We start from the raw sequence: 22,298 nt of genomic DNA on the forward strand, positions 1-22,298 counted from the left end.
TGAAATTGAAAAATATATAAGATATTACAATGAAAAAAGAATTAAAGAAAAACTAGGATGGTTGAGTCCTGTCCAATACAGACTCAGCCTCTTGGTTGCATGAAAAATGCGTAACAGATATTAAAACCTGTTACGCAATAAAAGTCTAACTTTTTGGGGTCACATCATAGATTACAACTATTAACCGGTTTTTTGTTTTACTTTATAATTTTGAAATTATCTAATTATCTATTTTTTTTCCTGATTTAGTCGTTTGTTTGCAGTTGCAAGCATTAACTTAATTCGGTTAAGCTGGTTTACTTCGCTGGCACCGGGATCATAGTCAACGGCTACAATATTTGCATCAGGATTCATGGCTCTTAATTTTTTAATTACACCTTTACCTACAATGTGGTTTGGTAAACATGCAAAAGGCTGAGTACAAATAATATTTGGAACGCCATCATGTAGCAAATGAAGCATTTCACCTGTTAAGAACCAACCTTCACCTGTCTGGTTGCCTATAGAAACAACTTTTTCAGCCATTTCGCTCATTTCCCATATATCGGAAGTAGGAGTGAAGTGCTTGCTCTCAATAAGTGCCTTTTTGGCTGAATTTCTAAACCATTCAATAGCTTTTATACCTAAATTGTTAATACGAACTGATTTTTTATCAAAACCTAAATTCTCGTATTTAAAAGTAGCATTTCTAAATCCATATAGGAAGAAGTCTACCAAGTCAGGCATTACAGCTTCAGCACCTTCTGACTCTAATAATTCAACTAAGTTATTGTTAGCAGTAGGAGAGAATTTAACAAGAATTTCACCTACAATACCAACTCTAGGTTTCTTAATATCTTTTACAGGAATGGCATCAAATTCTTTAACGATTTTTTTCATGTTTTTCTTAAAACGTCTGATACCAAATTTATTATCGGCAAGTTCTTTACATAATTTATATTCCCATTTTTTATGTAAAGCATCAGTTTCGCCTTCGTTTACTTCATAAGGTCTTGTTCTGTAAACAACTCTCATAAATAAGTCACCGTACATTGCAGCTTCAACAGCCTTAATAGCAAACTTTGGTGTAATCTTAAAGCCACTGTTTTTCTCTAAGCCCTGTAGTGAAAGAGAAAGAACAGGAATATGTGACATACCTGCTTTTTCAAGAGCACGTCTAATGAAACCAATGTAGTTAGTTGCACGACAACCGCCACCTGTCTGAGTAATAATAACTGCTGTTTTGTTTAAGTCATATTTACCTGAAAGCAAAGCTTCCATAATCTGACCAACAACAATTAAAGAAGGGTAGCAGGCGTCATTGTTTACATATTTTAAACCTACATCTACGCATGATGGTTTACTGTCCATTACTTCAAAGTTGTAACCACATGAATTTAAAGCAGCCTGAAGCATTTTGAAATGAATTGGACTCATCTGTGGTGTAAGAATTGTGTATTTATCCTCATACATTTGTTTTGTAAATTCAACCTTGTTAATTGAAGAAGGCTGAATTGTTCTTTCAAAATGATTTTCTGAACGAACTCTAATTGCTGCAAGAAGTGAACGAATACGGATTCTTGCGGCACCTAAGTTATTTACTTCATCAATTTTAAGTACAGTGTAGATTTTTCCTGACTTAGTTAAAATATCACTAACGCAGTCAGTAGTTACAGCATCTAAACCACATCCAAAAGAGTTTAACTGAACAAGGTCTAAATCGTCTCTTGTTTTTACATAGTTAGCTGCACGATATAATCTTGAGTGATACATCCACTGGTCAGATACAATCAACGGACGTTCAACTTCTGCCAAATGAGAAATTGAGTCTTCAGTTAAAACAGCAAGACCGTATGAATTAATCATTTCAGGTATACCATGATTTATTTCAGGGTCAACATGGTATGGACGGCCTGCAAGAACAATACCACGCTTTCCGTTTTCTTCCATGTATTTAAGAGTTTCTTCACCTTTTTTTGCCATATCGTTTCTTGAGTTAAGAAGTTCTTCCCAAGCTAAGTGAGCGGCTTCCTTAACCTCGCCGGCATTAATTCCAAATTCATTTCCAAACTCTTCAACAAGTCGTGAAGTAATTGTTTCTTCATTTGTGAGAGCCATGAAAGGATTCATAAACTTCATTGAAGGATCTTCTAATTCTTCAACGTTGTTCTTTATATTTTCTGCATAAGATGTAACAATAGGACAGTTATAATGGTTGTTTGCATCAGGCGTTTCGTTTCTCTCGTATGGTATACAAGGATAGAAAATAAATTTAACACCCTGTTTAATTAACCATGTAATGTGTCCGTGTACAAGTTTTGCAGGATAACATTCCGATTCACTAGGTATTGATTCAATACCCATTTCGTAAAGTTTATGTGATGATTCTGGTGAAAGAACAACACTATAGCCAAGTTTCTTAAAGAATGTAGCCCAGAATGGAAAATTCTCATACATATTAAGAACTCTTGGAATACCCACAATTCCTCTAGGTGCATTGTCAGGTGACAATGGCTCATAATCAAACATTCTTTTAAGTTTATATTCAAAAAGGTTTGGTATGTTATCTTTGTTTTTCTGGCCACCAATACCTTTTTCACATCTGTTACCACTTATAAATCTTCTGCCATCAGAGAATTTGTTGATTGTAAGTAAACATGAGTTTGTACAACCTTTGCATCTAGTCATTGAAGTTGTGTATGTAAATTCTTCTAACTGCTTAAGATTCAACATTGTTGTAGGCTCGCCTTTATATCTGTCTCTTGCAATAAGAGCAGCACCGAAAGCACCCATAATACCTGCAATGTCAGGTCTGATTGCGTGGATGTGGGCAACTTTTTCCAAACTTCTTAAAACGGCGTCATTGTAGAATGTACCACCCTGAACAACAATTTTTCTACCAAGGTCTCTGGCATCTGATATTTTAATAACTTTATATAAAGCATTTTTTATAACTGAGTATGCCAAACCGGCAGAAATGTCTGCAACGCTGGCCCCTTCCTTTTGAGCCTGTTTAACATTTGAATTCATAAATACTGTACATCTTGTACCAAGGTCAGTTGGATTAGAAGCGAATAAAGCTTCTTTGGCAAAATCTTCAACAGAATAGTTAAGAGATTTTGCGAAGGTTTCAATAAATGAACCACATCCTGAAGAGCAGGCCTCATTTAACTGAACACTGTCAACAGAATTGTTTTTAATCTTGATACACTTCATGTCCTGACCACCGATATCAAGAATGCAGTCTACCTGTGGCTCAAAAAATGCAGCCGCATTATAATGGGCAACAGTTTCAACTTCGCCTTCATCTAAAAGAAGGGCATTTTTTATTAAAGCTTCACCATAACCTGTTGAACAGGAACGGACAATGTGAGCGTCTTTTGGAAGCTTTGCGTAAATATCTTTAATTGAATCAATAATTGTTTTTAACGGATTACCGTTGTTTCCACTATAGAAAGAGTAGAGTAATGTACCGTCTTCGCCAACTAAAGCTGCCTTAGTTGTAGTAGAACCTGAGTCAATACCAAGGTAGCAGTTACCACTGTAAGATGCCAAGTCACCTTTTTTAACTTTTGCCTTATTATGTCTTTCAGTAAACTTGTCATAAGCTTCCTGATTCTGGAATAATGGCTCCAGTCTCTTGATTTCCATTGACATCTGAACACCATGAGATAACTGTTCGTATAAGTCATCAATGTCTACTTTAATATTTTCTTTATGATTTAATGCTGCACCTGTAGCGGCAAATAAATGAGAATGTTCCGGTGCAACAACATGTTCGTCGTCTAATTTTAAAGTCCTGATAAATGCATTTTTTAATTCAGGTAAGAAATGAAGGGGACCACCAAGGAAAGCAACTGTCCCTCTAATTGGTTTACCACAGGCTAAACCTGAAATAGTCTGATTTACAACAGCCTGAAAAATTGAAGCCGCCAAATCTTCTTTTGTGGCACCTTCGTTAATAAGTGGCTGTATATCTGTTTTCGCAAATACACCACAACGGGCTGCAATAGGATATATCTCCTGATAATTTTTTGCATATTCATTAAGACCTGAAGCGTCTGTCTGTAAAAGTGAAGCCATCTGGTCAATAAAAGAACCTGTACCACCGGCACAGATACCATTCATTCTTTGTTCGATACCATTTGTAAAATAAATAATTTTGGCATCTTCGCCACCTAATTCGATTGCTACATCAGTTTGTGGTGCATAATCTTCAAGAGCAGTAGATACTGCCACAACTTCCTGTACAAATGGCACTTTCAAATGTTCAGAAAGTGCTAAACCACCTGAACCTGTAATCATAGGACTTAATTCAATTGAACCTAACTGTTTACGTGCCTTATCTAAAAGTAAAGCTAAAGTTTCCTGAATATTTGCATAATGTCTTTCGTAATCTGAAAAAACAAGATTGTTATCTTGGTCAAGTATTGCAATTTTTACAGTAGTAGAACCAATATCAATACCTAAACTATAATTTGCATTCTCGTTCATATTTGCCTCCTAATTACCCTTATTAATACGAGTAACGTATATTAAATATATGTTTTATTACCTATTAAAATGCTTTTGACATAAAAATATCAAAATCGACTTATTATTATATTATAAATAGAAAAAAAAAACAACAGAAAAAGATGTGAAAAAAGTTTGTTTACAAACTAAAAGAAAAAGCTGTACTTTGTTTGACAAAGTACCCTGTAGAAATTATACTGTAATATGGTTATTTAGAACAAAGAATGTGACTTATAACCCTCTAGAAATTAGATGGGATTGTTATATTAGGAAAATAAGGAGATTAGAATGTCAGAATTTAATAGAAGAAAACAGAGTTTTTCAATTCCAAATTTACCATTGTATTTAATCATTGCTTATGTAATAGGATATGTTATTCAGTTGACAACTCCTGAACTATATCAGTTTTTACAGTTTAATCCATACGAGATCTTTCAGGGACAGATATGGAGAGTGGTTACATGGATTTTAGTACCACCTGAAAGTTTAGGAATTTTTACTATTATTATGCTATTCCTATATTATTCATTGGGACGTGAACTTGAACATACATGGGGAAGTGAACGCTTCACAAAGTATATTTTTTCAGGAATTATATTTACAGTAATAGCAGGACTTATTTTATATGTAGTTCTTACAGTTATTTATGGAACAGCCATGGGCAGTATATTTGGAGTAATTATTGGTGGCTATGTAAGCACATATTACATTAACATGTCTATATTTTTAGCATACGCTTTTACTTATCCGGAACAGGAATTACTGTTATATTTCATAATTCCAATTAAGATTAAATGGTTTGGATTCCTATATGTAGCATATATTATTTATGACATTATCAGTGCGTTTAGAACAAGTATGAATTTAGGTTTAATAGTGCTTGTGTTAATTGCTGCATCATTACTTAATGTTGTTATATATGTTATTTTAGATAAAAAATCAGGAAGAAGACCTTCCTCAATAAAGAGAAAAGCACAATATAATAAGTCAATTAAAAAAGCAAAGCCTAATGTTTATGCAAATGGTGCAAGACATAAATGTGCTATATGTGGCAGAACAGAATTAGATGATCCTACATTAACATTTAGATATTGCTCAAAATGTTCAGGAAATAAGGAATATTGTCAGGAACATTTATTTACACATGAACATAAATAAGAACTATGGTTTATGATTTGTGTGAAGTGTGATTTATAATGCAATGACTAGGAATTAATGCTATATCCTGTTGAAATGTAGCAGGTCCAAACATAAAAAAATGAAACGTAAAAAATATTAAAGGAATAAATAATATGCAGGAACAATTTAGCAGAAGTGCAGGCGTGTTAATGCCTGTTAGTAGTTTACCGGGCCCATACGGAATCGGAACTTTTGGGAAAAAAGCTTATGAGTTTGTAGATAACTTAGTTAAAGCAAGACAGAAATATTGGCAGGTGTTACCTCTTGGACCTACAAGTTTTGGAGACAGCCCTTATGCTTCTTTTTCTGCTTTTGCGGGAAATCCATATTTTATAGATTTAGATATGTTGATAGAAGAAGGACTTTTGACTAAAGAATTTGTTGACAGTAAAAGATGGAATATTGAAGACCAGTATGTTGACTATGGCTTGGTTTATAATTCAAGATTTGAAGTTTTAAGAGTGGCTTATGAGAATAGTAATCATAAGGAATTAAATGAATATAAAGAGTTTTTTACAGAAAATGAATTCTGGCTTGAAGATTATAGTTTGTATAGAGCCTGCAAAGATAAATATGAAGGCAGACCTTGGAGTGAGTGGGATAAGGAAATAAAGTTTAGAGAAGCCGAAACAGTAGGGGCTTTTAAAGAAGAACTAAAGGATGATATGGACTTTTACAAGTTCATACAGTTTAAGTTTAATGAGCAGTGGTGCAAATTAAAAAAATATGCTAATGAAAATGGAATCCTGATTATTGGTGATATACCAATATATGTGGCAATGGATTCTGCTGATGTTTGGCAGAATACAGGCATGTTCCAATTAGATGAAGAATTAAATCCTAAAAAAGTTGCAGGTGTACCCCCTGATGCATTTTCTGATTTAGGTCAGAGATGGGGCAATCCACTTTATGACTGGGACAAAATGGAAGCTGATGATTTTTCATGGTGGAGAAAACGAATGGAACATTCAGCTAAAATATATGATGTAATAAGAATTGACCATTTTATAGGCACTGTCAAATATTATGCAATTCCTGCAGAAGACAGTGATGCAAGAAACGGTCAGTGGCAAAAAGGACCGGGACTTAAACTTATTAATGCAATTAACGAGTCCATAGATGACAAACACATTATTGCTGAAGATTTAGGTATAAAAATGCCTGAAGTTGTAGAGGTACTTGAAAAATCAGGTTATCCCGGCATGAAAGTTCTGGAATTTGCTTTTGATGGTAACAGGCGTAATGATCATTTGCCATACAACTGGGTGCCTAATACTGTAGCTTATGGTGGTACTCATGACAATGACACATTAGTTGGGTATTTTACAAGCTTTGAAAAATGTGAGCTTGGCTACATAAGAGAGTATGTTGAGTGTAGAGAAGGCTCAGTAGAAGATTTAGTTGATAAGATTTTTAAAGTGGCATATGAAAGTGTTGCTAATTTGGTGATTTTTCAAATGCAGGACATTTTAAAAATTGGATATATAGGAAGAATGAATCTTCCATCATCAATGGGGACAAACTGGAGATGGCGAATGTTAGACGGCCAGTTTGGTGCAAAAGAAATTGAAAGACTAAGATATCTTTGTGATATCTACGGTAGATAAATATTTAGGAGGACTGAAAATAATGAATAAGAAACCATTTGTAACAAAAGAACAGGTAGAAGAAATTGTAAAAAAATATCCTACACCATTCCATATTTATGATGAAAAAGGATTTATGGAAAATGCAAGAAAAGTAAATGAAGCTTTTTCATGGAATAAAGGATTTAGAGAATATTTTGCAGTAAAGGCAACTCCAAATCCATTTATTATTAAAAAATTAAAAGAAGCAGGCTGTGGAGTTGACTGCTCATCTGCAACAGAACTTATGATTGCTGATAAGTTAGGCTTTAGAAACGATGAAATCATGTTTTCTTCAAATGAAACACCTGAAGGAGAGTTCAAGTATTGTAATGAATTAGGTGGCATTATTAACTTAGATGACATTACAATGATTGATTACATGGAAAAGGAATGTGGAATACCTGAAACAGTAAGCTGCAGATTTAATCCAGGTGGAATTTTTGAAGTTTGTAACGGAATCATGGATAACCCTGGTGATTCAAAATATGGCATGACAAGAGAACAGATAACTGAAGCCTTCAAGATTTTAAAATCAAAAGGTGTTAAGAATTTTGGTATACATGCATTTTTAGCATCAAACACAGTAACAAACGAATATTATCCAATGCTTGCTAAGACAATTTTCCAGTTGGCTGTTGAACTTGAAAAAGAAACAGGAGCAGACATTAAGTTCATTAATTTATCAGGTGGAGTTGGAATCCCTTATACACCTGATCAGACACCAAATGACATTATGGTTATTGGAGAAGGAGTACACAAAGTTTATGATGAAATTTTAACTCCAGCCGGAATGGGCGACGTTGCAATCTTTACAGAAATGGGAAGATTTATGATGGGACCTTATGGTGCATTAGTAACTAAGGCTGTTCACGAAAAACACATTTACAAGGAATATATTGGTGTTGATGCCTGTGCAGTTAATTTAATGAGACCTGCTATGTATGGTGCATATCATCATATTACAGTTCTTGGCAAAGAAAATGAACCATGCACTGAAACATATGATGTTGTTGGAAGTTTATGCGAAAACAATGACAAGTTCGCAATAGACAGAAAACTTCCTAAGATTGAAATGGGTGATTATTTATATATTCACGATACAGGCGCACATGGTTTTGCAATGGGCTATAACTACAACGGAAGATTAAAGTCAGCAGAATTATTGCTTAAAGAAAATGGAGAAGTTGAACTTATAAGAAGAGCAGAAACTCCAAAGGATTATTTTGCTACATTTGATTTTTCTGACATTTTAAAATAAAATATCTATATGAAAATTATAGGAATTACAAATAAAGAATAAAACATAGAGCGCTTGTATTAGGCACTCTATATGTTAAAAGAGAGTGTATATGAAGAAAATAGTTGGAGATTTATTAAAAAATAGAAACATTGAAGAAAGTTTGAAAAAGTATACCGGTGGATTTATGAAAATAAATAACAAGTATGCTTTAATTCGTCTTGCGATGAATTATTACACATATTATGTGTCTGTTTCAGAGGATGGTGGCATGGTAGCTCCCGGCTTTAATGAATATGTTAAAACTATCAATGAAACAATTGAAAAGTATGCCAATGGCGGAGATGATTTTTCGGAAAATATTGCGGAATTAGAGGCAATTAGAAATATCATTATTGAAAAGGTAGCTGATATTACATGTTATGTGGACAAGTATAACGTATACGAGCATGCAGTAAACAGAGTGGAGTATAGATTCAGGGAAGAAGATTATCCTAGTGGCTATAGTGATGAAAATTTCACAAGAACAATTATGCAGTTTATTTTAGAAGATGAAGATAACATGATGATTAACAGTAAGATTAAAGATGTTATTGGACAACTTCCTGTAAGGCTTACAAAAAATAAATTTTTCGAAATGCTCTCTAACGGCTTGTCAATTTACAACGGCGGCACAAAGGAAGCTTTAGACGACTTTTTGTACATGATTAAAACATGCTCCATGCTTTATAAGACGGATACAATGGCAACTAACTATCCCCATTTATATGAAGAATTTGACAATCTGAAAAATGTTAAGTTTAAAGAAATGGATTCTAAAGGATATGATGAGTTTAAGGACAGATTATCGGATATAACCATGTATATAGATGATGAAATGGACAACCTTATGAGAGTTCAGGAAGTTCTAAATGACCTTTTATTGATTTTATATACTAACAATGAAAAAGAAGAAGATAATGTTGTAAAAGGCTGTGATGAAATAATAAAAAATACCAACTTGTTATTTTTAAATAAATTTTCTTCAAAATCACTTGAGGAAATAGAGGATATGTTTGTTATGCTCGAAGGTGAACAGGAGAAAATATATCCACACCTTTCAGCTTATGACATAACAGACCAGATAAAAGAAAGTTACGCAGACAAGATTAAACAGTTAGATTTGGTGGAAGAATATAATATTGTATTTAAGCTTCCTAAACTAAATTCAGACAGTATGTTTGTAAAACTGGATAAGGTAGAAAACAACGATGTAGTTGATGAAGCTTATTTAGAAAAACAAAAAGAACAGTTAATAAATGAATACAGAGAGTTATTTAAAGAGACAGATAAAATGATTACAAGGGCAGTTATGGCGCAGGCTTTAAGTGAACTTCCAATCTTCTTTAATAACATAAGCGAATTGCAGGATTATATATATAATACTTTGTCAATTTGCAACGATAAGGCAGAAAAACTGGCTTGTATAGAAATTATTAACGGAATAATGGCAGGATAATTATGATTTGGTATGAGGATTTATATGTAGGCTATAATCTTTTAGACAAAAAAAGAAAGGTTATAAGAAAAATTAAAAATAGAAAACCAACGTTTGATACATATGTAATCACTCTGCCAAGAAATGATTATGATACATTGGAAATATATCCTTCTAACGTTTTGATTCAAAAATGGTATCATAAGTCTGATATGGTTGTAATTGGAATTGCAAAAGGTAGGGAAGAGGCACTTGACATGATGACACTTATTATAATGGAATGCCTTGAAAAAACAGGAAATGTAAATGTTAAGAAATATATTATGGAGCAAATGAATTAGCCTATGTTACATATTTTTTTATTAATATTAAAAATAATTGGAATACTTTTGCTGGCGATTATTGCACTGGCTTTGTTAATCCTGTTTTATCCTATCGCATATAAGATTCAGGGAAGTAAATCTGACAAAGATTATCAATTATCCATAAAAGCTCACTGGTTACTTCGTTTTGTAAGTTACAAGGGAGTAATCAGCAATGATGGTAATGTATCAAAACTTAGAATATTTTTTGTGCCAATTGATTTTTTGAAAAAAAAGCAAAAAAAAGATAAAAAATATAAACCTGAGAAAACTGATTTGAAGAAACAGGGTTCACAAAAACAGGATTCACTAAAAGATACTTCTGACAAAAAAGTATTAGAAAGTTGTGAGACTACAGAATTAAAACAACAAAAAACTCAGGGTAATAATAAAAATGATTCTGAAAATACAAATTCTGAAAAAACATTTGAACAGAAAATTTCAGAAGATATTGGAAAAACAGAAGAAACAAATCGCTTAATTGAGAAAAAACAAGAATCAGATAATAAAGAACGAAAAAAAACGCACATTAATATAAACTATATCTTTAATTTTCTGAAAGAAAAAATTAAAGATATAAAAGGTTTTATACTTAGTGTTAGAAAAAATATAAAGAATATTTATTACAAATTCAAAGAAAAATGCGCGAAGGTAAGAGCCATAAAGGCATTTATAAACAGTCCAACTACTAAAAAAGCATTTAAGTTTGGAAAAGAAATTATTATAAAAACATTAAGGCATATTTTCCCTAAAAAAATAAAAGGAAATATCGAAATTGGTTTTGAAAGTCCTGATTTAACAGGAAAGACATTAGGCTATATAGCCATGGGCTATTCGGTTTTTAATGTGAATCCTAAAAAAATAAAAATCACACCGGATTTTCAAAATGAAATATTTAATGGAAATGTTAAATTAAGTGGACATATAATGTTAGGTGTTGTTCTTTATTACGGCTTGAGATTTTATTTTAATAAAGAAATTCACCGTATAATTAAAAAAATCGGTTAGTATAAGGAGGCTTTGATTATGGCTGATAATAAGAAAAATTCAGAAGATTTGCTTAAGGCAATGGAAAATTTTATAACAACTAAGTCTGTGGTTGGAGAACCAATTGTAATTGGTGAAACTATAATTTTACCAATGGCAGATGTATCTTTTGGAATGGCACTAGGTACATTTTCAAAAGGCGATAATGGAACAGGCGGTGTTGGCGGTAAGATTACACCAAGTGCTGTTTTAGTTATAAAGGATGGCTCATCAAAACTTATAAGTGTTAAGGATCAGGATGGCTTTGCAAGAATAATTGACATGGTACCTGATATTGTAAACAAGTTTACAAACAAAGAAGATGACACTATTGATGATGAAGATGTAGTTGAATAGGGATTACATTAAATAAAAGGAATAGTAGCAAATAAAATATAATACATGCATATACTGTTAGTAAAACAGGAAGATAAAACAGGAGTTGTATGCATAGGTTATTTGGATTTGCGTTATTTTGGTTTGCAGTGGGAATGATTTTCTCTATGCTTATAGAGAGTACGTTCTTTGCGGTATGCATTATTATTACGTGTTTAATAGTTGGATTTAATTTGTTTTGCAAAAATTAATGTGTTAATAAAAGTAATGTATTGAAATATATTGGTATGATATGAAAATTAATATAATTAGAACTAATACAATTGCAGGAATTAAATAAAACTAATATAAATAGATAAGTTAGAAAAATGCAAATAAGGAAAGTGAAAATAAGATGAATATAGCAGATATTTTTAAGAAAAAAACAGTGTTTTCTTTTGAGGTGTTCCCACCTAAGAGAGAAAGTGGAGTAGAAACAGTGTACAATACATTAAGAGAATTAAAGGATTTAAACCCTGATTTTATTAGTGTAACATATGGTGCCGGCGGCTCAGGAATTGCCAAGGCAACAACAGTTGATTTATGCGCAAAAATCAAAAATGAATTGAACACAGAAACAATTGCTCATTTATCATGCTTATATAATTCCAAAGCAGATATTGACAGAATTTTAAATGACTTAAATGAAAAAGGTGTTAAGAATATTTTGGCATTACGTGGTGACGCTAATCCTGATTATGAAGTAAAACATGATTTTAAATACGCATCTGATTTAACAGAATATATTATGTCAAAAAATATGGGCTTTCATGTTTCAGGTGCCTGTTATCCGGAAACACATCAGGAAGCAGCAAATATTGTAGAAGATATTAAAAATTTAAAAATCAAAGTAGAAGCAGGTGCAGATCATTTAATTTCTCAGTTATTCTTTGATAACAATGTTTTCTATGATTTTATTGAAAAAGTAAGAGTTGCAGGAATTGATGTTCCTGTTGAAGCAGGAATTATGCCTGTTACAAATAAAAAACAGATTGAAAGAATGGTTTCAATGTGTGGCGCCAGCATACCAGCCAAATTATCTAAGGTTTTACAGAGGTTTGGAGATAATCCGGTTGCAATGCGTGATGCCGGGATATCATACGCTATTGACCAGATTGTTGACCTTGTTGCCAATGGTGTGGACGGTGTTCACATTTATACAATGAACGATCCTTATGTGGCAAAAAGAATTAGTGACAGTGTGACTAATCTTGTAAAGAATAAATAAAAAGGACAAGTTGGTTAAATGAATGGTCATAGAATTATTGAAATTGACAATGTTAATTTTGGTGAAGCTTTAAGATATTTAGGATATGGAAATAACAAGCCTGATGAACAGACAGAGAAGATGCTTTCAAAATGTGCAAAAGAATTAAAAGCAAACATGAAGGGAAAATTTATATACAAGGTTTTCCCTATTGCTGATGGCATAGTAGAAGGTACTAATTTTGAATTAAAGGGCAATTCAATCAAGAAACATTTAGAAAACTGCGAAAAGGCGGTTTTTATGTGTGCAACCTTATCAGGCGGAGTGGATTCTTTAATTAGAAAAAAGCAGATTGTAAGTATGGCAGAGGCAATGGTTACAGACAGTTTGGCTTCTGCAGTAATTGAACAGGTATGTGACAAGGCAGAAGAAATTATATTAAAAGATTTTAAAGAATACGAGCATACGTGGAGATTTGGTCTGGGATATGGAGATTTTCCACTTGAATTGCAGAGACAGTTTTTGGATATATTGGATGCACCTAAAAGAATCGGTGTGTGTGTAAACAGTAGCATGATGCTTACGCCAACTAAGTCTGTTACATGTGTTATAGGTTTGGGACATAATTTAAAAGTTTCAAGCAAAAAGAATTGTGATTTCTGTAATTTTAAGGATAAATGTCAGTTTAGAAAACAGGGTACTACCTGTAGTTAAATAAAGATTAAAATAACACCCAAGTGAAAACAGGAGATAATCTATAAATGAACAATAAATTATTTGACAAAAATTATGTTGTATTAGACGGAGCAATGGGAACAATGCTTCAGCAAAAAGGAATGGAATTAGGAACTGTTCCAGAAACTTTAAATATAACAAAAAGTGATTGGATTGTAGATATTCATAAGCAATATATAGAGGCGGGAGCTGATGTTGTATATGCTAATACATTTGGTGCCAACCGTTACAAGATGAAAGATACAGGTTACACTGTTGATGAGTTAATAAATGCTGCCATTGCTAATGCAAAGGAAGCAGCAAAAGGAACAGATGCAATGGTTGCCTTAGATATGGGACCTATTGGACAACTTTTAGAACCAACAGGAAATCTTTCTTTTGAAGAGGCTTATGATATTTTCAAAGAAGAAGTTGTTGCGGCAAAAGATGCAGATATTATTGTTATTGAAACAATGACTGACTTATTGGAAACAAAGGCGGCGGTTTTAGCTGCAAAAGAAAATTCTAATCTGCCTGTTATTACAACAATGACATTTGAAGAAAATAAACGTACATTCACAGGTTGTTCAGTTTCAGCCATGTGTCTTACACTGGAAGGCTTGGGTGTGGATGCAATGGGTGTAAACTGTTCTTTAGGACCAAAAGACTTAATTCCTATTGTTGAGGAAATATCTAAGTGGACAAGTTTACCAATTGTTGTAAAAGCAAATGCCGGCTTGCCTGATCCTGTAACAAACACATACGATGTTGATGCAGACCAGTTCGCATCCATATACAGAGAAATGCTTAAATACGGTGTTAGAACCTTAGGTGGCTGTTGTGGTACAAAGCCTGACTATATTAAAGCAGTTAAGGCAATGCTTGTTGAAGCAGAAAAAGAAGGGGCTTTTAACGAAAATAATACAAAGAAGCACCTTGCAGTATGTTCTCCAACAAAGACAGTTATAGTGGACCAGCCTCGTATTGTAGGTGAAAGAATTAATCCAACAGGTAAGAAAAGATTTAAACAGGCGCTTATAGAAGATGATATGGATTACATTCTTGGGCAGGCAATAGAACAGGTAGAAGCAGGGGCAGAAATTTTAGATGTAAATGTAGGTTTACCTGAAATTGATGAAAAGGAAATGATGATAAAAACCGTAAAGGCGTTGCAGGGAATCGTTGATGTGCCTTTACAGATTGACTCAACAAAACCTGAAGTAATTGAAGCTGCACTTAGAGTTTATAATGGTAAGCCGATTATTAACTCTGTAAATGGAGAAGATGCAGTTTTAGATACAATTTTACCTGTAGTAGCAAAATACGGTGCTGCAGTTATTGGACTTGCATTGGATGAAAATGGTATACCAGACAGTGCAGAAGGCAGAGTAGCTATTGCAGAAAAAATAATGAACAGGGCAATGTCTTATGGCATCCCAAAAGAAGATATAATTATCGACTGTTTAACTTTAACAGTTTCAGCAGAGCAGAAGGCATGCTTTGAAACTCTTGAAGCCCTTAACACTGTAAAAAATAAATTAGGGTTAAGAACAGTTCTTGGAGTATCAAATATTTCCTTTGGTCTTCCAAACAGAGAAATCATAAATAAATATTTCTTAACAATGGCACTTCATAGCGGACTTGATTTGCCAATTATTAATCCGAATGTTTCATCTATGGTTTGGGCTGTTAAGTCATATAAAGTTCTGGCAAACATTGATAAAAATTCAATGGATTTTATTGAGTATTCAAATACCCATGAACCTGAAACATCTGCCAGTGCAAAGTCAGGTGGTACACCACAGGCGGCAGCTTCACAGGGGAATGATAACTTGAAGTCTGACGAAGCAAAAGCTATTCTCCATGCAATGGAAACGGGAATGAAAAGTGAAGGCAGACAATTAACTAAAACATATCTTGAAACTCAGGATTCAATGATAATTATTAATGAAATGCTTATTCCTGCACTTGATGTAATTGGTGATAAGTTTGAGAAGGGAAAGATTTTCCTGCCACAGTTAATTTTAGCTGCTGATGTTGCCAAGGAATGTTTTGAGGAAATAAAAACATTTATGGCAAATAAGGGGGCAGCATCAGAATCCAAAGGAAAGATTGTTATTGCCACCGTAAAAGGTGATATACATGATATTGGAAAAAATATCGTAAAAGTAATTTTAGAAAACTATGGATTTGATGTTCTTGATTTAGGCAGGGACGTGGATCCTGAAGCAGTTTTGAAAGTTACCGTAGAAAATGATGTTAAATTAGTTGGTCTGTCAGCTTTGATGACAACTACATTAGGTTCTATGGAAGATACTATTAAATTATTACACCACAACAATGTTGATTGTAAGATAATGGTAGGAGGAGCTGTTTTAACAGAAGATTATGCAATGGAAATTGGGGCTGATTATTATGCAAAAGATGCGAAAATGAGCGCCGATATTGCCAAAGAAGTGCTTGGCTAAAGAAAAGCTAAAGAAAAAATATGCGAAAGTGCTTGCAATTTTTTGAATAGTCTGTTAAGATAGCCTTTGTGTCAGGTCGAAGAAGGTTCGACTTAATTTATACAAGGGAGGTGCTATTATGGCTAAATGTAGTATTTGCGGTAAGGGTGCTCATTTTGGAAACGCAGTGAGTCATTCACATAGAAAGTCTAATAAAATGTGGAAGTCAAACGTAAAGTCTGTTAAAGTTAAGACTGAAGGCGGAGCAAAGAAAATGTACGTTTGCACATCTTGTTTGAAATCAGGAAAAGTAGAAAGAGCATAGTATATGTTATTAGATAAAAAGACGCTGCATTTGGTAGTGTCTTTTTTCTTGTCTTTTTATACCAAAAAGGGTATAATATCTGTAACTGTGTAAGCAAGTATGCAAATACACTTGTAAAGGAGGATAACATATGAAGGGTAAGATGAATACTGACATGGGACAAATATTAATCAGCCAGGAAGTTATTGCAAAGTATGCTGGTGAAACAGCTTATGAATGTTTTGGCATTGTTGGTATGGCTATGGTTAGTGTAAAAGACGGAATTGTTAGATTATTAAAGAGAGACAGCTCTACAAAAGGAATTAATGTTGTTATAGATGAAAATAACGAAATAACAATAGATTTTCATATTATTGTTGCTTATGGTGTTAATATTGCAACAATAGCAGAAAATATTATTTCAAGTGTAAAATATAAAATAGAAGAATTTACAGGAATGACTGTAAAGAAAGTAAATATTTATGTTGAAGGTGTAAGAACAATTGACTAATGTGTCTTATGCTTAGGAGGATAAAGTTTTGGAAATTAATGTAATTGACGCACAGATGCTACAAAAAATGTTTATTGCAGGTGCAAAGAATCTTGAAGCAAAGAAAGAATGGATTAATGAATTAAATGTATTTCCTGTTCCTGATGGAGACACCGGAACTAACATGACACTTACAATAATGTCAGCTGCTAATGAAGTTGGTGCAATTGCTGACCCAACAATGGAAACAGTAGCAAAGGCTATTTCTACAGGTTCTCTTAGAGGAGCAAGAGGAAACTCAGGTGTAATTTTATCACAGCTTTTCAGAGGCTTTACAAGAGAAATCAAGAAATATGATGAAATTAACGTTGAGATTTTATCAAAGGCATGTGTAAGAGCGGTTGAAACAGCATATAAGGCTGTTATGAAACCAAAAGAAGGAACAATTTTAACTGTAGCAAAAGGAATGTCAGACAAAGCTTGTGAGATGCTAGGTCAAAGCGACGATTTAACAGTTGTAATTGACGAAATCATAAAACATGGTGAATATGTTTTAAGTCAGACACCTGAAATGCTACCTGTACTGAAACAGGCAGGAGTGGTTGACTCAGGCGGACAGGGACTTATGGTTGTTTTACAGGGAGCATATGATGCTTTCTTAGGAAAAGAAGTTGATTATACACTTGAGAATGTATCAAAAGCTTCATCAACTTCAGTATCTACAGACGATTTACCAATGGACGAAGCAGATATTAAGTTTGGATATTGTACTGAATTTATTATTAATTTAGACAAGCCAATGGATGATAAAGAAGAGAAATTATTTAAGGATTTCTTAGAGTCAATTGGAGATTCAATTGTTCTTGTAGCAGATGATGAGATTGTAAAGGTTCATGTTCACACAAATCAGCCGGGTGAGGCTTTCACAAGAGCTTTAACATACGGTTCATTATCAAGAATGAAGATTGATAACATGAGAGAAGAACATCATGAAAGACTCATTAAGAATGCTGAAAAGATGGCAGAAAAGCAGAAGCAGGAAGAAGCAGAAGCTAAAAAGAATGAACCTAAGAAAAAATATGGTTTTATTGCGGTATCAGTAGGTGAAGGTTTAGATGAAATATTTAAGGGATTAAATGTTGACTATATTATTTCAGGTGGTCAGACAATGAATCCAAGTACAGAAGATATTTTAAATGCGGTAGATGAAGTTAATGCAGAAAATATTTTTGTTCTTCCAAATAACAAGAACATTATTCTTGCAGCAAATCAGGCAGAAAGTTTAGTTGAAGATAAGAATTTAATTGTAATTCCATCAAAGACAATTCCTCAGGGAATTTCAGCCATGATTGGTTTTGTAGATGACTGTTCACCGGAAGAAAACAAAGAAGCTATGATTGACAGTATGTCATACGTTAAGACAGGCGAAGTAACATACGCTGTAAGAGATACAGTAATTGATGATAAAGAAATTAGAGAAGGCAATATTATGGGTATTGGCGATGAAGGAATGCTTGCAGTTGGCGATGATATTGTGGCAACAACAGTTGACATGATTAAGGAAATGCAGGATGAGGATTCTGAAATCGTTAGCGTTTACTTTGGTGAAGGCATAACAAAAGAAGATGCTGATGTCCTTGCTTCAAAAATAACAGAAGAACTTCCTGACTTGGAAGTAGAAGTATATCCAGGTGGTCAGCCTGTATATTACTACATTGTTTCTGTAGAATAGAAAGGACAAAGTATGGACGAGATTTTTGTAGAACAGATTGTAAAAAGAAAAACAGGTATTTCTGTTGTTTTAATGCGAGTATTTTCTATTATTGTTTTAATAATGGCATTTCTTTTAATGCTTATGTTTAACTTAGGAATTCTTGCTTTTACAATTGAAATATTGCTTATATACGGAGAATACATGTTATGGTGCTATACAAGCATTGAATATGAATATTCTTTGGTAAATGGAGAATTTTCTGTTGATAAGATAATGGGCCAGAGAAAAAGAAAAAACATTGCAAATTATGAAATTAAGGATGCAGAAGTAATTGCACCAATTAATTCAGAGCAGGTTATAAGAGGTTCCATGAATGCAATCGTAAAAGATTATTCAACAGGAAGAAAAAGTGAAGGTGTATATGCCATGATTATTAGTAACAACGATGGAAAAACTAAAGTTGTTATTGAACCTAATGAAAAAGTAATTGATGCACTATATCACTACAGACCTAATATTGTTGTAAAAAACGTATAAACATTTAATTTTTATGCGTGCAAAAAATAATAAAAAATGTCGGGAAAAAGAGATATGGTCATTGACGATGTCTCTTTTTTATGTTACTATTTTCGTTAAAATAGCGTGAAGAAATTTGCGCTTTAATTTAATTATACGATAGAATAAGGAGGAAAGAATCAGTGGGTAAAATTATTGGCGAAGGAATTACATTTGATGATGTGCTTTTGGTACCACAGTATTCAGAAGTGACACCTAATATGGTAGATTTATCTACACATTTAACAAAGAAGATCAAATTAAACATTCCTATGATGAGTGCCGGAATGGACACAGTTACAGAACACAGAATGGCAATTGCAATGGCAAGACAAGGTGGAATTGGTATCATTCATAAGAATATGACTATTGAACAGCAGGCAGATGAGGTAGATAAGGTTAAACGTTCTGAAAACGGTGTCATCACTGATCCGTTCTATTTATCTCCGGAACATACACTTAAAGATGCAAATGACTTAATGGCAAAATTCAGAATTTCAGGTGTTCCAATTGTAGTAGGAAAGAAGTTAGTAGGTATTATTACTAACCGTGATCTTAAATTTGAAACAGATGAAACAAAGCTTATTAAGGATTCAATGACAACAGAAGGTCTTATTACAGCAAAGGCCGGAGTAACTCTTGAAGAAGCAAAGGCAATTTTGGCAAAATCAAGAAAAGAAAAATTACCATTAGTAGATGATGATTTTAACTTAGTTGGTTTAATTACAATTAAGGATATTGAAAAGCAGATTAAGTATCCTTTATCAGCAAAAGATGCACAGGGAAGATTACTTTGTGGGGCTGCTGTAGGTATCACTGCAAACGTTATGGATAGAGTTAGAGCTTTAGTTGACGCTAAGGTTGACGTTGTTGTAATTGACTCAGCTCATGGTCATTCAGCAAATATTTTCAAAACATTAAAGATGATTAAATCAGAATTCCCTGATTTACAGGTAATTGCAGGAAACGTTGCAACAGGTGCTGCTACAAGAGATCTTATTGAAGCAGGAGCTGATGCAGTTAAGGTTGGTATTGGACCTGGCTCAATTTGTACAACTCGTGTAGTTGCAGGTATCGGTGTACCACAGGTTACAGCAATTATGGATTGTTATGAAGCAGCTAAGGAATATGGTGTTCCAATTATCGCTGATGGTGGTATTAAGTTCTCAGGTGACATTGTTAAGGCAATCGCTGCAGGTGGTAGCGTTTGTATGATGGGTTCAATGTTTGCAGGTTGTGATGAAGCACCTGGAGATTTTGAAATATTCCAGGGACGTAAATATAAAGTATATAGAGGAATGGGAAGTATCGCTGCTATGGAAAATGGTAGCAAAGACAGATATTTCCAGTCTAATGCAAAGAAACTTGTACCTGAAGGTGTTGAAGGCCGTGTTGCTTATAAGGGAAGTATTGAAGATACAGTATTCCAGCTTATGGGTGGACTTCGTTCAGGTATGGGATATTGTGGTGCAAAGGATGTTGAAACATTAAAAGAAACAGGTAAGTTTGTTAAGATTTCAGCAGCTTCATTGAAAGAAAGTCATCCACATGACATTCATATTACAAAGGAAGCACCAAACTATACAACAGAAAGTTAATAAAAACGTATATTATTTTTTAAATATGTGATAGAATAAGAAAGAATCTTTATTATAAAGATTCTTTCTTATTATGCATAAAGGAGAGAAGACGGTGGAAAACAAGAACGAAAAGAAAGATGAAATTGTTAATAACGAAAATACTACAACGGAAAAGAAAAAAATATTAAAAGTGAAAGCAGTAGAACCTGAACAGGTAGAAAAGAAACCTTTATCTAAAAGATTGTTGGTACCTGGGATAATTGTTGTTATTATTATTGTTTTTGCAGTTGTTGTTTATTGGGCAAAGGTTATGAAACCAAAGTCAGATGTGGATAAGGACCTTGGAATAAAAACTGAAGATTACATTTCAGTTGGCGATGTTAAGGGGCTTACATATGAATTAACACAGGACATGTGGGATGAATCTGTATATGAAGATACAGATGAATATGAAGTTGTTAATAGAGCTGCAAAAGAAACTGATCAGGTAGAATATAACAGAGTAGCTTATGTTGACAACAAGAAAGTAGATGATTTGTCAGGAGAAGAGCAGGATATTAATATTTTAAGTTCAAATGAAGGACTTACAAAGACTTTTTCAGACAAACTTACAGGTCATAAGAGTGGCGAAACAGTTACTGTTGAAGTAAAAAATAATAAGGAAGTTAATGATTTTTCGTTAGCAAATAAAGATTATAGCAGTAAAACAGTTGTATTTAAGTTGAAAATTACATCAGTTAATAAGTTGACAAGAAACAAAATTACTGATAAATGGGTAAAAGACAATTATTACGAAGAACGTGGAATTTCAACTGTAAAAGAATACAACGAATGGATTTTGGAATACATCAAAGAAGAAATTATCAAGCCGGAATTATGGCAGAAGGCTTTGGAAAAAGTTAATTTGAAAGCTATTCCATCAAAATTACAGCAGGAAGTAATTGATTCAATGAATGGTGATGCAGAAGCTCAGGCTGAATATGAAAGCCTTTCTCTTGATGAATATAAGAAGAGAGAAGGTTTAGATGACAAGACTATGCAGGAGAATTATAAGACAGAATTAAAGTCTGAATTATTAATGTGGCAACTTGTAAAGGACTTAAAATTAACTGCTAGTAACGACGAAATTGAAGAACAGTACGAAAATTCATACGCAGATGCAAATTTGGATAGTGTAGAAGAGATGAAAAAGCTTTATACTAAAGAGGAAATCAAAGAAGTTGTTTTATTAGATAAAGCACAGAATTACGTTTTCAAAAATGCAAAAATTAAATATTCTTATAAAGTAAGAAAATAATTTTATGTAATATGAAAATCATCGGAAATTCTTAAAATCCAAAGGGTATTGGTAATATATATTGATTTTGGCAGGTGTAAAAGCTTGCCAAAATTAATGTAAAAAAGTCGTAGAAAGAGATTTTCCTATAAAGAAAAAACAAAGAAAAAGATTTTTGAAAATTGATAAAAACTTTTGTTGACAACTTATTATTGAATGTTATAATGGGAAAA

18 protein-coding genes are annotated in these 22,298 nt (G+C 33.2%); 17 read left to right on the plus strand and 1 reads right to left on the minus strand.

Translation table 11 applies throughout. The features are described 5' to 3' along the window. Nucleotides 1–4 precede the first annotated feature (4 nt). The gene (locus tag ACZM4J_RS03965; protein WP_489485664.1) at nt 5–103 is read left to right on the plus strand and encodes an IS3 family transposase; all 99 of its coding nucleotides are present in this window, start codon (nt 5–7) and stop codon (nt 101–103) included. Nucleotides 104–228: 125 nt separating this feature from the next. On the opposite strand, the gene ACZM4J_RS03970 is transcribed toward ACZM4J_RS03965, so the two are convergent. Beyond that, a complete protein-coding gene (locus ACZM4J_RS03970; RefSeq protein WP_412335022.1) occupies nt 229–4,473 on the minus strand; it encodes an acyl-CoA dehydratase activase-related protein in 4,245 nt (1,414 codons plus the stop codon). Between the two features lie 309 nt (nt 4,474–4,782). Between ACZM4J_RS03970 and ACZM4J_RS03975 the strand changes: the two genes are divergently transcribed. The 16 genes from ACZM4J_RS03975 to ACZM4J_RS04050 all read left to right on the plus strand — a co-directional run bounded on the left by ACZM4J_RS03975 (nt 4,783) and on the right by ACZM4J_RS04050 (nt 22,086). Then, complete coding sequence (locus ACZM4J_RS03975; RefSeq protein ID WP_117999064.1) at nt 4,783–5,652, plus strand: rhomboid family intramembrane serine protease; 870 nt, start codon at nt 4,783–4,785, stop codon at nt 5,650–5,652. A gap of 134 nt (nt 5,653–5,786) precedes the next feature. Next, nucleotides 5,787–7,280, plus strand: coding sequence for a 4-alpha-glucanotransferase (gene malQ / locus ACZM4J_RS03980; protein WP_022165631.1), 1,494 nt, complete (start codon nt 5,787–5,789; stop codon nt 7,278–7,280). Between the two features lie 22 nt (nt 7,281–7,302). Further along, the gene (locus tag ACZM4J_RS03985) at nt 7,303–8,559 is read left to right on the plus strand and encodes a diaminopimelate decarboxylase (RefSeq protein WP_022165630.1); all 1,257 of its coding nucleotides are present in this window, start codon (nt 7,303–7,305) and stop codon (nt 8,557–8,559) included. A 91-nt stretch (nt 8,560–8,650) separates the two neighbouring features. Then, a complete protein-coding gene (locus tag ACZM4J_RS03990; protein ID WP_412335019.1) occupies nt 8,651–10,036 on the plus strand; it encodes a hypothetical protein in 1,386 nt (461 codons plus the stop codon). 2 nt (nt 10,037–10,038) lie between these two features. Next, entirely contained in the window at nt 10,039–10,356 is a 318-nt protein-coding gene (locus tag ACZM4J_RS03995) for a hypothetical protein (RefSeq protein ID WP_022165628.1), read from the plus strand. Between the two features lie 3 nt (nt 10,357–10,359). Then, nucleotides 10,360–11,385 carry a DUF2953 domain-containing protein gene (locus tag ACZM4J_RS04000; protein ID WP_022165627.1) on the plus strand — a complete coding sequence of 342 codons (1,026 nt, stop codon included), beginning with the start codon at nt 10,360–10,362 and terminating at the stop codon, nt 11,383–11,385. An 18-nt stretch (nt 11,386–11,403) separates the two neighbouring features. Further along, nucleotides 11,404–11,760 carry a GerW family sporulation protein gene (locus tag ACZM4J_RS04005; RefSeq protein ID WP_117999058.1) on the plus strand — a complete coding sequence of 119 codons (357 nt, stop codon included), beginning with the start codon at nt 11,404–11,406 and terminating at the stop codon, nt 11,758–11,760. 373 nt (nt 11,761–12,133) lie between these two features. Beyond that, nucleotides 12,134–13,006, plus strand: a complete 873-nt coding sequence (metF, locus tag ACZM4J_RS04010) for a methylenetetrahydrofolate reductase [NAD(P)H] (protein ID WP_489485652.1) — start codon at nt 12,134–12,136, stop codon at nt 13,004–13,006. Between the two features lie 18 nt (nt 13,007–13,024). Then, nucleotides 13,025–13,699, plus strand: a complete 675-nt coding sequence (locus ACZM4J_RS04015; protein ID WP_489485653.1) for a vitamin B12 dependent-methionine synthase activation domain-containing protein — start codon at nt 13,025–13,027, stop codon at nt 13,697–13,699. Nucleotides 13,700–13,746: 47 nt separating this feature from the next. Further along, nucleotides 13,747–16,167 carry a homocysteine S-methyltransferase family protein gene (locus tag ACZM4J_RS04020; RefSeq protein ID WP_022165621.1) on the plus strand — a complete coding sequence of 807 codons (2,421 nt, stop codon included), beginning with the start codon at nt 13,747–13,749 and terminating at the stop codon, nt 16,165–16,167. Nucleotides 16,168–16,285: 118 nt separating this feature from the next. Then, entirely contained in the window at nt 16,286–16,471 is a 186-nt protein-coding gene (gene rpmB / locus ACZM4J_RS04025; protein ID WP_022165620.1) for a 50S ribosomal protein L28, read from the plus strand. Between the two features lie 130 nt (nt 16,472–16,601). After that, the gene (locus ACZM4J_RS04030; RefSeq protein ID WP_022165619.1) at nt 16,602–16,961 is read left to right on the plus strand and encodes an Asp23/Gls24 family envelope stress response protein; all 360 of its coding nucleotides are present in this window, start codon (nt 16,602–16,604) and stop codon (nt 16,959–16,961) included. A 28-nt stretch (nt 16,962–16,989) separates the two neighbouring features. Further along, entirely contained in the window at nt 16,990–18,672 is a 1,683-nt protein-coding gene (locus ACZM4J_RS04035) for a DAK2 domain-containing protein (protein WP_412335015.1), read from the plus strand. A gap of 12 nt (nt 18,673–18,684) precedes the next feature. Then, complete coding sequence (locus ACZM4J_RS04040) at nt 18,685–19,191, plus strand: DUF6106 family protein (protein ID WP_022165617.1); 507 nt, start codon at nt 18,685–18,687, stop codon at nt 19,189–19,191. A 161-nt stretch (nt 19,192–19,352) separates the two neighbouring features. Then, nucleotides 19,353–20,807, plus strand: coding sequence for an IMP dehydrogenase (guaB, locus tag ACZM4J_RS04045; protein WP_022165616.1), 1,455 nt, complete (start codon nt 19,353–19,355; stop codon nt 20,805–20,807). A gap of 94 nt (nt 20,808–20,901) precedes the next feature. Beyond that, on the plus strand, nt 20,902–22,086 hold the full coding sequence (locus ACZM4J_RS04050) for an FKBP-type peptidyl-prolyl cis-trans isomerase (RefSeq protein WP_022165615.1): 1,185 nt from the start codon (nt 20,902–20,904) through the stop codon (nt 22,084–22,086). Nucleotides 22,087–22,298 lie beyond the last annotated feature (212 nt).

This window comes from Eubacterium sp. (genome assembly GCF_057858645.1).

Coding starts and splice junctions, on each gene's coding strand:
- rpmB (WP_022165620.1), top strand. CDS start 16,286: ATGGCTAAATGTAGTATTTGCGGTAAGGGTGCTCATTTTGGAAACGCA.
- ACZM4J_RS03995 (WP_022165628.1), top strand. CDS start 10,039: ATGATTTGGTATGAGGATTTATATGTAGGCTATAATCTTTTAGACAAA.
- ACZM4J_RS04040 (WP_022165617.1), top strand. CDS start 18,685: ATGGACGAGATTTTTGTAGAACAGATTGTAAAAAGAAAAACAGGTATT.
- malQ (WP_022165631.1), top strand. CDS start 5,787: ATGCAGGAACAATTTAGCAGAAGTGCAGGCGTGTTAATGCCTGTTAGT.
- ACZM4J_RS04020 (WP_022165621.1), top strand. CDS start 13,747: ATGAACAATAAATTATTTGACAAAAATTATGTTGTATTAGACGGAGCA.
- ACZM4J_RS03990 (WP_412335019.1), top strand. CDS start 8,651: ATGAAGAAAATAGTTGGAGATTTATTAAAAAATAGAAACATTGAAGAA.
- metF (WP_489485652.1), top strand. CDS start 12,134: ATGAATATAGCAGATATTTTTAAGAAAAAAACAGTGTTTTCTTTTGAG.
- ACZM4J_RS03970 (WP_412335022.1), bottom strand. CDS start 4,473: ATGAACGAGAATGCAAATTATAGTTTAGGTATTGATATTGGTTCTACT.
- ACZM4J_RS03985 (WP_022165630.1), top strand. CDS start 7,303: ATGAATAAGAAACCATTTGTAACAAAAGAACAGGTAGAAGAAATTGTA.
- ACZM4J_RS04030 (WP_022165619.1), top strand. CDS start 16,602: ATGAAGGGTAAGATGAATACTGACATGGGACAAATATTAATCAGCCAG.
- ACZM4J_RS04005 (WP_117999058.1), top strand. CDS start 11,404: ATGGCTGATAATAAGAAAAATTCAGAAGATTTGCTTAAGGCAATGGAA.
- ACZM4J_RS04015 (WP_489485653.1), top strand. CDS start 13,025: ATGAATGGTCATAGAATTATTGAAATTGACAATGTTAATTTTGGTGAA.
- ACZM4J_RS04000 (WP_022165627.1), top strand. CDS start 10,360: ATGTTACATATTTTTTTATTAATATTAAAAATAATTGGAATACTTTTG.
- ACZM4J_RS03975 (WP_117999064.1), top strand. CDS start 4,783: ATGTCAGAATTTAATAGAAGAAAACAGAGTTTTTCAATTCCAAATTTA.